The sequence below is a fragment of the Oryzifoliimicrobium ureilyticum genome (genome assembly GCF_037199735.1).
GTDB classification, from domain to species: Bacteria; Pseudomonadota; Alphaproteobacteria; order Rhizobiales; family Rhizobiaceae; genus Rhizobium; species Rhizobium ureilyticus.
This window is the reverse complement of sequence record NZ_JBBBVQ010000001.1, coordinates 618757-631841: the sequence shown is the minus strand read 5'-3', so window position 1 is coordinate 631841 and position 13085 is coordinate 618757. Positions and strand designations below refer to the sequence as shown.

15 protein-coding genes are annotated in these 13085 nt (G+C 56.0%); 3 read left to right on the top strand and 12 right to left on the bottom strand.

What is annotated here, in order from left to right:
* Positions 1–56 precede the first annotated feature (56 nt).
* From VQ830_RS03015 to VQ830_RS02995, 5 genes are all read right to left on the bottom strand, one after another.
* Positions 57–395 carry an integration host factor subunit alpha gene (locus VQ830_RS03015; protein ID WP_337266559.1) on the bottom strand — a complete coding sequence of 113 codons (339 nt, stop codon included), beginning with the start codon at positions 393–395 and terminating at the stop codon, positions 57–59.
* A 109-nt stretch (positions 396–504) separates the two neighbouring features.
* Positions 505–1476 (bottom strand): beta-ketoacyl-ACP synthase III, encoded by a 972-nt coding sequence (locus VQ830_RS03010; protein WP_337266558.1) that lies wholly within the window; start codon positions 1474–1476, stop codon positions 505–507.
* A gap of 21 nt (positions 1477–1497) precedes the next feature.
* Entirely contained in the window at positions 1498–2544 is a 1047-nt protein-coding gene (gene plsX, locus VQ830_RS03005; RefSeq protein WP_337266557.1) for a phosphate acyltransferase PlsX, read from the bottom strand.
* Positions 2545–2747: 203 nt separating this feature from the next.
* A complete protein-coding gene (locus tag VQ830_RS03000; protein WP_337266556.1) occupies positions 2748–3299 on the bottom strand; it encodes a YceD family protein in 552 nt (183 codons plus the stop codon).
* Between the two features lie 10 nt (positions 3300–3309).
* Positions 3310–3843 carry a ubiquinol-cytochrome C chaperone family protein gene (locus VQ830_RS02995; protein ID WP_337266555.1) on the bottom strand — a complete coding sequence of 178 codons (534 nt, stop codon included), beginning with the start codon at positions 3841–3843 and terminating at the stop codon, positions 3310–3312.
* A gap of 247 nt (positions 3844–4090) precedes the next feature.
* Between VQ830_RS02995 and VQ830_RS02990 the strand changes: the two genes are divergently transcribed.
* Positions 4091–4621: an outer membrane protein assembly factor BamE gene (locus VQ830_RS02990; RefSeq protein ID WP_337266554.1), complete on the top strand. Its 531-nt coding sequence runs from the start codon at positions 4091–4093 to the stop codon at positions 4619–4621.
* Between the two features lie 143 nt (positions 4622–4764).
* Here the strand turns inward: VQ830_RS02990 and VQ830_RS02985 are convergent, their stop codons facing one another.
* From VQ830_RS02985 to ribH, 3 genes are all read right to left on the bottom strand, one after another.
* The gene (locus VQ830_RS02985) at positions 4765–6900 is read right to left on the bottom strand and encodes a sodium-translocating pyrophosphatase (protein ID WP_337266553.1); all 2136 of its coding nucleotides are present in this window, start codon (positions 6898–6900) and stop codon (positions 4765–4767) included.
* Between the two features lie 186 nt (positions 6901–7086).
* Positions 7087–7566, bottom strand: a complete 480-nt coding sequence (gene nusB, locus VQ830_RS02980) for a transcription antitermination factor NusB (protein ID WP_438617143.1) — start codon at positions 7564–7566, stop codon at positions 7087–7089.
* Positions 7567–7570: 4 nt separating this feature from the next.
* Positions 7571–8023 carry a 6,7-dimethyl-8-ribityllumazine synthase gene (ribH, locus tag VQ830_RS02975; RefSeq protein WP_337266552.1) on the bottom strand — a complete coding sequence of 151 codons (453 nt, stop codon included), beginning with the start codon at positions 8021–8023 and terminating at the stop codon, positions 7571–7573.
* A 327-nt stretch (positions 8024–8350) separates the two neighbouring features.
* On the opposite strand from ribH, the gene VQ830_RS02970 reads away from it, so the two are divergent.
* On the top strand, positions 8351–8707 hold the full coding sequence (locus VQ830_RS02970) for a hypothetical protein (RefSeq protein ID WP_337266551.1): 357 nt from the start codon (positions 8351–8353) through the stop codon (positions 8705–8707).
* A gap of 86 nt (positions 8708–8793) precedes the next feature.
* Positions 8794–9324, top strand: a complete 531-nt coding sequence (locus tag VQ830_RS02965) for a GNAT family N-acetyltransferase (protein WP_337266550.1) — start codon at positions 8794–8796, stop codon at positions 9322–9324.
* Here the strand turns inward: VQ830_RS02965 and VQ830_RS02960 are convergent.
* From VQ830_RS02960 to glyA, 4 genes are all read right to left on the bottom strand, one after another.
* Positions 9313–9930 carry a riboflavin synthase gene (locus VQ830_RS02960; protein WP_337266549.1) on the bottom strand — a complete coding sequence of 206 codons (618 nt, stop codon included), beginning with the start codon at positions 9928–9930 and terminating at the stop codon, positions 9313–9315. The two genes, VQ830_RS02965 and VQ830_RS02960, sit on opposite strands and share 12 nt — an antisense overlap.
* On the bottom strand, positions 9930–11042 hold the full coding sequence (gene ribD / locus VQ830_RS02955; RefSeq protein WP_337266548.1) for a bifunctional diaminohydroxyphosphoribosylaminopyrimidine deaminase/5-amino-6-(5-phosphoribosylamino)uracil reductase RibD: 1113 nt from the start codon (positions 11040–11042) through the stop codon (positions 9930–9932). The genes VQ830_RS02960 and ribD overlap by 1 nt, the downstream gene beginning before the upstream one ends.
* 2 nt (positions 11043–11044) lie before the next feature.
* Positions 11045–11521, bottom strand: a complete 477-nt coding sequence (gene nrdR / locus VQ830_RS02950) for a transcriptional regulator NrdR (protein ID WP_337266547.1) — start codon at positions 11519–11521, stop codon at positions 11045–11047.
* A 187-nt stretch (positions 11522–11708) separates the two neighbouring features.
* Positions 11709–13007, bottom strand: coding sequence for a serine hydroxymethyltransferase (gene glyA, locus VQ830_RS02945; RefSeq protein WP_337266546.1), 1299 nt, complete (start codon positions 13005–13007; stop codon positions 11709–11711).
* Between the last annotated feature and the right edge of the window lie 78 nt (positions 13008–13085).

Genomic DNA, 13085 nt, shown 5'->3' with positions numbered 1-13085 from the left:
GTGTGAAAGGCCCACAAAATGATGGGCAAGACCAATGCGAGGCAAAGGTGCTGCAGCTACGCCATCGGGTTTGCTGGCTTCTGCTTCGCCTTACGCGTGTTATGTGCTTTCAAAATGCGCGTTTTAAGTACATTCGAAGCTTTGAATGTCATCACGCGGCGCGGAGAGATCGGTACTTCCTCACCCGTCTTAGGGTTGCGTCCGATCCGCTCGTTCTTGTCACGTACCTGGAAAGTTGCAAAGGAAGACAGCTTCACGGTTTCACCACGCACGATAGCGTTGCAAATCTCGTCGATGACTGTTTCGACAAGCTCAGCTGATTCCGTGCGGGAAAGACCAACTTTTCGGAAAACCGATTCAGCCAGATCCGCCCGCGTCACTGTTTTTCCGGCCATCGTGCTCCGCCCGTTTTCTACAAGGTGTGTCTGAAAGCGTGCTGAGACTATTTCGCTTGGCTTCAACGGTCAAGCTCTTGTTCGCGAGTGTTTTTTTGCTTTCGCCGAGCTACCAGCGCAGCAAAACGGCGCCCCATGTAAAACCGCCGCCCATGGCTTCGAGCATCACGAGGTCTCCCTCCTTGATCCGCCCGTCAGAGGCTGCCGTGGCGATCGCCAGCGGGATCGAAGCGGCTGACGTATTGCCGTGAAGATCTACAGTGATGACGACTTTTTCAGGTGGTATGTCGAGCTTCTTGGCCGAGGCATCGATTATCCGCCGATTCGCTTGATGAGGGACGAGCCAGTCGAGTTGATCAGGAGTCGTGCCGGTCGAATCGAAGACCGCCTGAATAACATCGGTAATCATCCCAACCGCATGTTTGAAAACCTCGCGCCCCTCCATCCGAAGCTTTCCAACCGTGCCGGTTGATGAAGGCCCCCCGTCTACGTAAAGCTTGTCGCGATGCGCCCCGTCCGAACGCAAGCTGGCGGCCAGAATGCCACGATCGTCGGTCGTTCCCTTGCTTTCAACACCTTCCAAGATCAAAGCGCCTGCGCCATCACCGAAGAGTACGCACGTCGTCCGATCGTTCCAGTCGAGAATGCGCGAGAAAGTTTCCGCGCCAATGACGAGAACCCGCTTTGCCAAGCCGCCTCGGATGTAGGCATCCGCTGTCGTGACAGCATAGACAAAGCCAGTGCACACAGCCTGCACGTCAAAAGCGAAGCCATGGCTCATGCCAAGCATGTTCTGGATTTTAACTGCGGTGGCCGGAAACGTATTGTCTGGTGTTGAAGTCGCGCAGATAATCAAGTCGATATCGGCTACCGTAAGACCTGCATTGTCTAGCGCTGCCCTGGCTGCGGCGTCACCCAGCGATGACGTTGTTTCCCCCTCGCCGGCAATATAACGCTGACGTATGCCCGTCCGCTGCACGATCCAGTCGTCAGACGTATCGACGATGTCTTCCATTTCGCGGTTTGTGACGACGCGTTTGGGTAATGCAGCGCCAAAGCCGCGAACCACTGATCGGATCATTATGCAGGTCCTAACCGACAATCATGCTGCTTCAGGCCCGATCGGGGGCAGACGCTTAGCATGATACTTCTTTAAATCGCTGTCTATCTTTTGATTGAGGCCATTCTTGGCCATGTCGTAACCGACTTCAATAGCAGCAGCGATACCTTCCGCATTCGCACCGCCATGACTTTTGATCACAATGCCATTCAGACCGAGGAACACGCCGCCGTTCACTTTGCTCGGATCGAGCTTTTCCCTCAGCATGTCGAACGCGCTCTTGGCCAAGATATATCCGATCTTCGCTAAAAGGGTTCGAGACATGGCCGAACGGAGATATTCCCCAATTTGCTTGGCCGTTCCTTCGGCAGCCTTGAGCGCGATATTGCCGGAAAAGCCCTCCGTCACCACGACATCCACGGTGCCTTTGCCCAGATCGTCACCCTCGACGAAACCGAAGTAGGTCAGTGAGTCCAGATCGGCTTCCCGCAGAAGACGCCCTGCTTCCTTAACCTCTTCCTGCCCCTTGACCTCTTCCACGCCAACATTGAGCAGACCAATGGATGGACGCTCTACTGCGAAGAGAGCGCGCGCCATTGCGCCGCCCATCAATGCAAAGTCCATCAACTGCTGCGCATCAGCGCCAATCGTCGCACCAACGTCAAGAACGATGCTCTCACCCTTCAAGGTCGGCCAGATCGCTGCGATCGCGGGGCGCTCGATATGCGCCATTGTACGCAAACAGAACTTTGCCATCGCCATCAGGGCACCGGTATTGCCCGCTGAGACAGCAACATCGGCTTCCCCCGTCTTAACCGCCTCGATCGTGCGCCACATGGTCGAGACATAACGACCGCGACGCAAAGCCTGACTTGGCTTCTCATCCATCCTGACAGCAAGCTCGCAGTCGCGGAAGGACGACTTTTCCTGAAGCTTCGGAAAGCGGCTTATGATCGGCTCGCACTGCTCTTTCAGCCCGTAAAAGACGAAGGAAATATCAGGATGCCTTTCAAGCGCCTTTGCCGCCCCCGGCACGACAACGTCGGGGCCGAAGTCGCCCCCCATCAGGTCAAGTGAAATTCTGATCACGCGTCCCTAGTCCTTTTTTCCGCCTTACCGGCTTTTCTGCAGAAAAGTATATTCTCTGTCTGTGTCAATTGCAGCGCGGCCCCTGCGCCTCGTCTGGCGCGCGCAGAATTAGTAGTTTCTTGACGGGCAAAATCGGCGGCCAAAATAGCGTGTTTCGGATGGGGCACAACCTCATTATTTATATTGATACCTCATCGCACAGCTTAGTCTTTTTTCCAGTCCTTAAGCGTGGCGAACGGCGACGGGCGCTTATCGTTGCTCCCGTCATCCTCGACATGGTCCTCAAAGGCAACCCCCTGCTTGCGCGGATAAGGGTCGATTGCCAAGGCTGCAAATTCCGTCACCACGTCACCAACGTCAATGGTGTCGCCGGAAAAGGTCTCGGGAAGATCCGGGCCGTCCGGATCGAGCAACAATTCGCCGTCATCATTGGCAGGACGGCGCGCCAGCTTTGAATTATCGGGGACGAAAATCTGTTCGAATTGCTCGTCGATGGCCTCATCGACTGGCTCCAGCGTCACCACGCAGGCCTGCGTCAGACGCGCCGTAACACGCCCCTTGACGCGCACGCCGTCGCGCTTCCAGCGATTGATGACAAGATCAGCTTCCAGAGCCTGGACGGCCAGAACGTCCCAAGCCTGCGCGATTGCCTTCAATTCGTTTTCGTCCGCGGCAAGTCGAACAGAAACCGGATTGGCGGAAATGTGTCCGACCTTTACGGGGTAGGAAAAGGGAATTTCATCAAGCTTGCTCATATTGCAATTCCTAGTGTCGCACCGGAAGTTCGATCGTTCCGGCGACAATATCATCTTCCCTCACAGTGCGAAGTACCCCATCAACCTCTAAAGCCCAAGCAGCCAAAGCAGTCATCTCATGCGACGCAAGATCCGTGGGATGAATGTTGCGTCGCAAGGCAGCCTCGAGCGCGACGGCATCTGCCCCGTCCATCGCTTGAGCATAAGACTCAAGCCGGCCGTAAAACATCTTTGCGAGTTTCTTCATCCGCTTTGGAACGCTGCTATCGCCGACGCCGAGTTCTCGAATGGAATGGTCGATGTCCTGAAAAAAAGCATCGACAATCGCCTGAGCAATCTCTTTGCCTCGCGCATCGGAAAAACGGGTCCGCCGGAAATAGAGAATCATAACCAGCGACAGCATTTCGAACCGGCCCATTACCGTATCCGGAACATTCATGTCCAGGTAGAACACCGGAGTGCGAGCGGTCGAGGTCAGCTTCGCATATTGCTGTTCGACAATTCTCTCATTGCTGTTTTTCTTACGGAAAAGGCCAAAGACCATGGTTTATTCCGGAAACCCTTTATTCTTGCCGCCAAGCGGCCGAGGCCTTGTTGCATGTCACGAAAAGCTGGTTTACCGAAGCAGACGCGAATTGCAATGCCGAAGGTGGCTGCTTTCGTGGGACGACGGCCAGCTGGAGACTTTTCTCACAGTTCCCATGGCCACGACCCCGGAAAGGCCACAAACCTTCGGCATCAGCGATCAGCATGGGCGGCCGATGCCTGCAATTTATATCTCGAGGGAGAAGATGTCGTTGACGAAACGGTATTTCAAGTCTGACGCGAAGTTGTTTGGTAATGCAGCACTCGCCGTTATGATCGCCACGGCCGGCTTGACCGGCTGCCAGACCGGCACCGTTTTGAACGGCGGCTATGTCGTCGACGAGCAATCCCTCAACCTCGTTCCTGAGGGTTCGAGCCGTGAACAAGTCCTGCTTTCGCTGGGCACGCCATCCACGACGGCAACATTCGAAAACGAGGTCTTCTATTACATCTCGCAGCGCCGCGAACGCTCCTATGCGTTCCAGAAATTGAAGGTGGTCGATCAGAGCATCCTGGCGATCTACTTCAACAAGGACGGCATTGTCGAGCGGCGCGCAAACTATACGCTTAAAGACGGCAAAGTCTTCGACACGATTACACGCGTCACGCCGACGGGCGGTAAGGATCTTACGTTCCTGCAGCAGTTGTTGTCTGGTGGCAGCGCGGCGAACGCCGCCAAGGGGCTGTTCGGCGGCGGTACGCAGGCGTCCCCACAGAACCCGGGCAGCTTGCGCTGAACGGGAGCGCACGGCAATCGAGAGGACCAATCGAAGCATTGGCCCGCATCAAATTCAAAAGGCGGCGCTCGAAAGCGCCGCCTTTTCTGATTGTAACAAACCCGCCGCTTCCAAAGTGGTGGGTTTTGTCTTTTACGATGGCATCAAGCTAAGACAGCCAGAAGCAGCAGCGCAACAATATTCGTGATCTTGATGGCAGGATTGACCGCCGGGCCTGCGGTGTCCTTGTAGGGATCGCCAACCGTATCGCCCGTTACGGACGCCTTATGGGCATCAGATCCTTTGACGTGGCGGACGCCATCCTTATCGACAAAGCCGTCTTCAAAGCTTTTCTTGGCATTGTCCCAAGCGCCGCCACCGGATGTCATGGAAATCGCCACGAACAAGCCGTTGATGATGACGCCAAGGAGTGAGGCTCCCAGTGCGGCAAAGGCCGAAGCTTTCGAACCGGAAATGACGAGCGTGCCAAAGTAAACGACAAGCGGCGCCAGAACGGGAAGAAGCGACGGCACGATCATCTCGCGAATGGCTGCCTTGGTCAGGATATCAACAGCCTTTCCGTAGTCCGGACGATCACGGCCTTGCATGATGCCAGGTTTTTCGCGGAACTGACGACGCACTTCCTCCACGATCGCACTCGCCGCGCGACCGACAGCAGTCATCGCTATCCCACCGAAAAGATAAGGGATAAGTCCCCCGAAAATCAGTCCGGCGACGACATAGGGATTGGAGAGTTCGAAGGAGATCGTACCTATATTGGCAAAATACGGGTAGAGATCACCATGTGCAGCGAAGTAGCGAAGGTCGTTGGAATATGCAGCAAAAAGAACCAGCGCGCCCAGTCCAGCCGAACCGATCGCATAGCCCTTCGTTACGGCCTTCGTGGTGTTGCCAACGGCATCAAGCGCATCTGTCGAGTGGCGTACTTCTGGCGGCAAGCCAGCCATTTCGGCGATACCACCGGCATTATCGGTGACCGGACCAAAGGCATCGAGGGCCACGATCATGCCGGCAAGACCCAACATTGCCGTCACAGCGATGCCGGTACCGAACAGGCCTCCAAGTTGATACGTGGCCAAGATGCCGGCAACGATGACGATGGCTGGCAGCGCTGTCGATTCAAGCGAGATGGCAAGGCCCTGAATGACGTTGGTGCCGTGTCCCGTAACTGAAGCCTGCGCAATGGAATTGACCGGCCGCTTGTTAGTACCTGTGTAGTATTCGGTGATGACCACGATCAGCGCCGTGACCAGAAGACCGACCAGGCCGCAAGCGAAAAGGCCGCTACCTGTCATTGACAAGCCGTCAGCCCCCTGAAGTGTTCCCCATCCGATCGTCGCCGACGTGGCAATGGCAAGTCCCCCAACAGATAGAACGCCTGTGGCGATTAAGCCCTTGTAAAGAGCTCCCATGATGGAGCCATTGGTTGCAAGTCTCACGAAAAAGGTGCCGACAATCGACGTGATGATGCAGGCGCCGCAGATCGCGAGCGGATAAATCATTGCGCTAGCCAAAAGCGGCGTGCCGGCAAAAAAGATTGCGGCAAGAACCATCGTCGCAACCACCGAAACCGCATAGGTCTCGAACAGGTCGGCAGCCATTCCGGCGCAATCGCCGACATTGTCTCCGACGTTGTCAGCGATCGTGGCTGGGTTGCGCGGATCATCCTCGGGTATGCCGGCTTCAACCTTGCCGACCAGATCGCCACCAACGTCGGCACCTTTGGTGAAGATACCGCCGCCAAGACGCGCGAAAATCGAAATCAAAGATGCCCCAAATCCGAGCGAAACGAGCGCATCGATGACTTCTCGAGACCCGGGGTCATGGCCGAGAACAGCTGTCAGGACGTAGTAATAGATCGAGACCCCAAGGAGGGCGAGCCCGGCCACAAGGAGGCCGGTGATCGCGCCGGAACGGAAGGCGATGGACAGACCCGCCGACAAACTGAGCGAAGCGGCTTGCGCAGTGCGCACATTGGCGCGCACGGAAACATGCATTCCGATAAAACCGGCTGCCCCGGACAAAACCGCGCCGATGAGGAAGCCGAATGCAGCCGTTGCCGAGAGCAGGAGCCAGGCTCCGATGAAAACGACAACGCCGACAATGGCGATGGTTCGATATTGCCGCGCCAGATAAGCCTGGGCACCTTCGCGAATATAGCTCGCGATCTCCTGCATCCGGGCATTGCCCTGATCGGCGGCCAGCACCGATCTTGTTGCCCAGATTGCATAAGCAATGGACAACAATCCACAAGCGATCACGCATAAAAGAACAAGCATTTAGGCTCTCCTCCCCGAGACGCCGGAACAGGACGCTTCCGGCTGCGCCAGAATCAACCTTCCGTGCTCCTCCCACGAAAGGCGATTGCCGCCAAGATTGCGTGGCAGCACGATGGCGTCAAGCCCGCACAACATTACCAAATGCCGCTGCAGGCCTGGAATCGTAAGATCAAAAGCCTGACGTGATTATTTCTTCGCTTCGCCGCGCACTTGTTTGGCAATACGATCGAGAAGAGCGTTCACCAATTTCGGCTCATCTTCCTCGAAGAAAGCATGGGCGATTTCGACGTATTCCGTCACGATCACGGGCACCGGTACATCCTTACGATCCAGCAACTCGAAGACGCCGGCACGGAGGATAGCGCGCACGGTGCTGTCCATGCGCGACAAAGCCCAATCATCCTGGAGTGCCGAAGCGATCAGGGGGTCAAGACGACGTTGTTCCTTGACGACACCAGACACGATCGAGCGGAACCATGATGGGTCTGCCTTCAAATAGGTTTCGCCATCAATTTCTTGACCGAGACGGTGCGCTTCGTATTCAGCGACAATTTCAAGAACGCCAGCGCCGCTGATATCCATCTGGTACAAAGCTTGTACGGCGGCAAGGCGGGCGGCGCCGCGCTGATTGGCAACTTTCACCGGACGATCGGTATTCTCGTTCATGATATCAGGCACCCAGCTTCTTTTTAAGGGCGATCATGGCCAAAGCGGCCCTCGCGGCAGCGCCGCCTTTGTCTTTCTCGGATCGACGAACCCGAACCCACGCCTGGTCGTCGTTTTCGACGGTCATGATGCCATTTCCGATTGCCAGCGATTCACTCACCGACAGATCCATCAGCGCGCGGCATGACTCGTTGGAGACGATATCAAAATGGTAGGTTTCGCCACGGATCACCATACCGAGAGCGACGAATCCATCATACTGGGTACCACCATCATCTTGAGCATCGAGTGCCATTGCGATTGCGGCCGGTACTTCCAGTGCGCCAGGCACCGTGACAATGTCATAAGTCGCCCCGCCCTCTTTCAGCGCATGGGTCGCGCCGTCAAGCAAGGCGTCGGCCATATCGTCATAAAAACGGGCTTCAACGATCAAAATATGCGGGGCGTCATGCGACATGCTTCACCTTCGATTTACGGCATAGTCAGAGGGCAGGCGCGGGTCAAAACATGCATTGAGCCGAATGGCAAGCAAATTCCAAGCATGGCACGCTTGCAATATCGGTTTACGAGCATGACAACCAGTCATGCAGAGTCAGTCAACGGTTCAGCCTGACCTATCATACCGGCCCTTTATCAAGATGCCTAGGTGACGAAGATGTAATGCGTCTCGCGCCATTGAGGCCTTGAAGGCGTGCTTCGATCTCGCCATCTCCATTGTGCATCGCAATGACGATCCCCTGCCCCTGCCGCAGTCGACCGCCGCTCTTACAAAAGGATCAGGATCATGAACCGCGCTGCCAAATTTTTCGTTGTCGCATTCACCCTTTCAGTTGGCTTAGGTCAGACAACTTATGCGTCGAACCTCGGCTTCGGTCGCCAAGTTTCCATAGAGCAGGCTCTTCGCAGCTTTGATGGCGGCTTTAATATCGAACACGTCTACAACTGGCATGGCCTGCCAGATCGACGTGACGGCCCGCGCTCTGCGCCTGTGCGCACCGAAACCGAGATGAACGACATCCGAGCATCGATCGCTGAGAATGAATCGCTTAGCCGTAAGCTTGCAGATCAGGGTGTCGCATTGAAAAACATCGCAAACGTCCAAAAGGCTCTCAACGGTAGCGTCACCTTTTATGTGCGGTGAGCCTGACGTCAGCTCTTGCCTATGAGAGTTGCGCATCTTCATGAAACATGGTCGTGTCCGATTTTTAACGACAGGGGCCATGCTTCATGGTTGATATTGCGACGATCGAAACCGAACGCTTGGTGCTTCGCGCGCATTGCCTGGAAGATTTCGATGCTTATCACGCGTTGTGGAGCGATCCTTCAGTGGTGCGATACATCGGCGGCACTCCCTCGACCGTAGAACAGACTTGGGCGCGGCTCATCAAAGCTGCCGGCCATTGGCATCACCTTGGCTTCGGTTTCCTTGCAATCGAAGAAAAAGACAGCGGCGCACTTATCGGTGAAGCCGGTTTTCACGAGGTCAAGCGCGCAATGACGCCATCCATCATAGGCACTTTGGAAACAGGATGGCTTCTCGCGCCGCAATATCAGGGTCGTGGTTACGCACGAGAGGCCATGCGGGCTCTCATTTCTTGGGGAGAGCAACGCTTTCCGTCGAAATCAATGACCGCCATTATCCATCCCGCGAACGACAGCTCGCTAAAGCTTGCTCATAAACTGGGATTTCAAGAGGTGACACGTACCGATTACAACGGCGATGTTATTCTCTTGGAGCGCCCGTCCTCACGAGGATGAGGTTGGAAATTCTGCCAACCGCGCAGCATAACGCGCCATTGTATCGACCTCGAAGTTGACGTGGTCGCCGGCGGCCCTTTGTCCCCAGGTGGTAACGTCCAGCGTGTGGCGTATCAGCAAGACATCGAAGTCGGTGCCGCTCACAGCATTGACGGTCAGAGAGGTGCCATCAAGCGCAATCGAGCCCTTGGGCGCCACAAAGCGGGCAAGATGCTCGGGTGCACGCAAACGAAATCGGGTGGCGTCTCCTTCATCCGTAACGGACAGAATCCGGGCTGTGCCGTCGACATGCCCCGAAACTATGTGTCCACCCAACTCATCGCCGATTTTCAGCGATCGTTCGAGATTGATCTTCGTGCCCGCTGTCCAAGCCTTAAGGGTCGTTAGCCTCAACGCCTCCTCCCAGGCTTCGACCTCGAACCATCGGACATTGCTGGCCTCATCGGAAAGGCCCGTGACAGTCAAGCAGATCCCAGAATGGGCAATCGATGCGCCGATATCGATTGTCGCAGGATCGTAACCTGTATTGATGCGCAGCTTAACACCTTCATTCAAAGGCGTTACCGCTTCAACCGTACCGATATCCGTCACAATTCCTGTAAACATCAGATGTCTCTCTCAAATTCGTAGCGTTGATCTGCACCGACTTGGCGTTGATCCCGCAGCGTAAATCCCTCTGGTATCTCGCCCTCACTCACCGGCGCATCTATGCCTCGTTCACCAATGACAAGCTGCCCCTTATAAAGAATGATGCGGTCGACAAGTCCAGCCTCCAGAAACCGGGAAGCTGTCTTGGCCCCACCCTCGACGAGCAACGAGGAAATTCCACGCGAGGCGAGAGCCGAAAGAAGAATGTCGAGCCGCTGCGGATCGCACTGCAAGATCTCTACGCCGGCTTCGTCGAGTGTCGCCCGACGCGCCAGGAATGCCTCATCTTTCTGATCGTCGAACCCGGGAGGCTCCGTGGCGACGGCAATCACCGGCACCTCGCCCGCCGTTGCCACCAGCTTGTTGGAAGGGGGTAGAGAAAGCTGAGGATCAAGGACGATCCTGAGCGGCGATCGATCCTCTTCACCCGGTAGGCGAACCGTGAGCAAAGGATCGTCGGCAAGTGCTGTCCCGATCCCGACCAAAATAGCATCGGTCTCAGCCCTTAGCCTTTGCACTTCCAGCCGCGCCTCGGGACCTGAAATCGCGATCTGTCCTTCGCCCAGTCTTCCAATTTTCCGATCTGCAGAAATCGCTAGCTTTAGAGTCACATAGGGTCGTCTTTTCGTCTGCCGCGTGAGGTAGGCAATCAAGGAGCGCTTGCCTTCCTCTTCCATGACGCCACTCTCAACAGCAATCCCGGCCTCGGCCAGCATAGCCAATCCACGACCAGCAACCCGGTCATCCGGATCCATGACGCTGACGACCACACGGGCAACACCTGCGTCGATTAAGGCCTTCGCGCACGGCGGCGTTTTTCCGAAGTGGGAGCAAGGTTCCAGCGACACATAGGCTGTTGCGCCTCGCGCTCGTGCGCCGGCCTGCGCGAGCGCCTGCGTTTCGGCATGTGGACGCCCGCCCATCGCCGTCACGGCCCGGCCTACCACCACACCTTCATTGACGAGGAGACAACCTACGGAAGGATTAGAACCAGTCAGACCAAGATGCGTCAGCCCAAGTTGAATAGCTTCCGCCATGAACTTTCGGTCAAAATCGCGATCCGGTTTCATCACTAGCCATCCAGAGGATCGCGCGCGATCTTCGCATTGATCTCGGCAATCAGCTTTTCAAAATCCTCCGCATGAGAAAAATCGCGGTAGACGGAGGCATAGCGCACAAAGGCGACATCGTCCAAAGTCTTCAAGGCCTCGAGCACCTGAAGGCCAATTTGCTCGGAACTGATTTCCACCTCGCCCGAGCTTTCCAGGCGGCGCACGATCCCAGATACCGCTCGCTCTATGCGGTCGCGATCGACGGGTCTTTTACGAAGGGCAATCTCGAATGAGCGGACCAGTTTTTCCCGGTCGAACGGGACTTTTCGGCCGGTCTTCTTGATGACGAGGAGCTCACGAAGCTGCACCCGCTCAAATGTCGTAAAGCGTCCGCCGCAATCGGGGCAAATCCTGCGTCTACGAATGGAGGTATTGTCCTCCGCGGGACGAGAGTCTTTGACCTGGGTATCTTCCGAGCCGCAGAACGGACAGCGCATTCATTTTCTCCCTGCCATCGACCGTCTGGCGACGCAAAGCATAAAGACCTTGAGGATCTAACATATGGGATGAGGCGCCCACAACGCCAAACGAAGCGCTGCGCCCGCCCCTTCGGCAGACGCAGCGCTATCTAGTTAAGCCGAGCCTTTAGCCCAGTGCTGTCTTATCAGCCAGCCGTGATTCAGCTCAGGCTATGTAATCGTACATTGGGAAACGGTTCGTCAGCGCGACGACCTTTTCCCTTACAGCCGCTTCCACGGCTGCATTGCCTTCATCCGAATTGGCAGCCTTCAAGCCATCCAGAACTTCAATGATCAGCGTTCCGATTTCCTTGAACTCAGCTTCTTTGAAGCCGCGCGTCGTGCCGGCTGGTGTGCCAAGACGCACACCCGAGGTTACGAATGGCTTTTCAGGGTCGAAAGGAATGCCGTTCTTGTTGCAAGTCACATAAGCCCTGCCGAGAGCGGCTTCGGCGCGCTTGCCCGTCGCGTTTTTCTTACGAAGATCGACGAGCATCAGATGGTTGTCGGTCCCGCCGGACACGACATCGAGACCGCCCTCGATGAGAGTCTGCGAGAGTGTCTTCGCATTCTTGACAATCTGAGCCGCATAATCCTTGAATTCCGGCTGCAGTGCCTCGCCGAATGCAACTGCCTTCGCTGCAATCACATGCATCAGCGGTCCGCCCTGCAAGCCAGGGAAAACAGCCGAGTTGAACTTCTTGGCCAGGTCCTCGTCGTTTGTCAGGATCATGCCGCCGCGCGGACCACGCAAAGACTTATGTGTGGTCGTCGTGGCAACATGGCAATGCGGGAATGGCGACGGATGCTGACCACCTGCCACGAGACCCGCAATATGCGCCATATCGACCATCAGATAAGCGCCGATTTCGTCAGCGATCTCGCGAAAACGCTTCCAGTCCCAGGTCCGCGAATAGGCCGTGCCGCCTGCCAGGATCAGCTTTGGGCGATGCTCCTTCGCCTTGCGCTCGACGTCATCCATGTCGAGCAGGTGATCGTCCTTTCGTACGCCGTAAGAAACGACATTGAACCATTTGCCGGACATGTTAACCGGCGAACCGTGGGTCAGGTGACCACCTGAATTGAGGTCGAGGCCCATGAAGGTGTCGCCCGGCTGAAGCAGCGCGAGAAAGACAGCCTGGTTCATCTGCGAGCCGGAATTCGGCTGCACATTGGCGAAATTCACGCCGAACAGCTTCTTTGCACGATCAATCGCCAGCTCTTCGGCAATATCGACAAACTGGCAGCCGCCATAATAGCGCTTACCGGGATAGCCTTCGGCATACTTGTTGGTCATGATCGAGCCCTGCGCTTCAAGAACAGCGCGGGAAACGATATTTTCCGAAGCGATCAGCTCGATCTCGTGGCGCTGACGACCAAGCTCTTTGCCGATCGCGTCGAAAATATCGGGATCGACTTCCGCAAGTGGGCGATTGAAGAAGGATTGTGTGGAAGCAATGGTCATCGTCGTGGCTCCTCAACGTTCATGCGTGAAGCTATTAACGATCCGCTTCTTGAAGGGCAATACGAGGAGCGACATTTG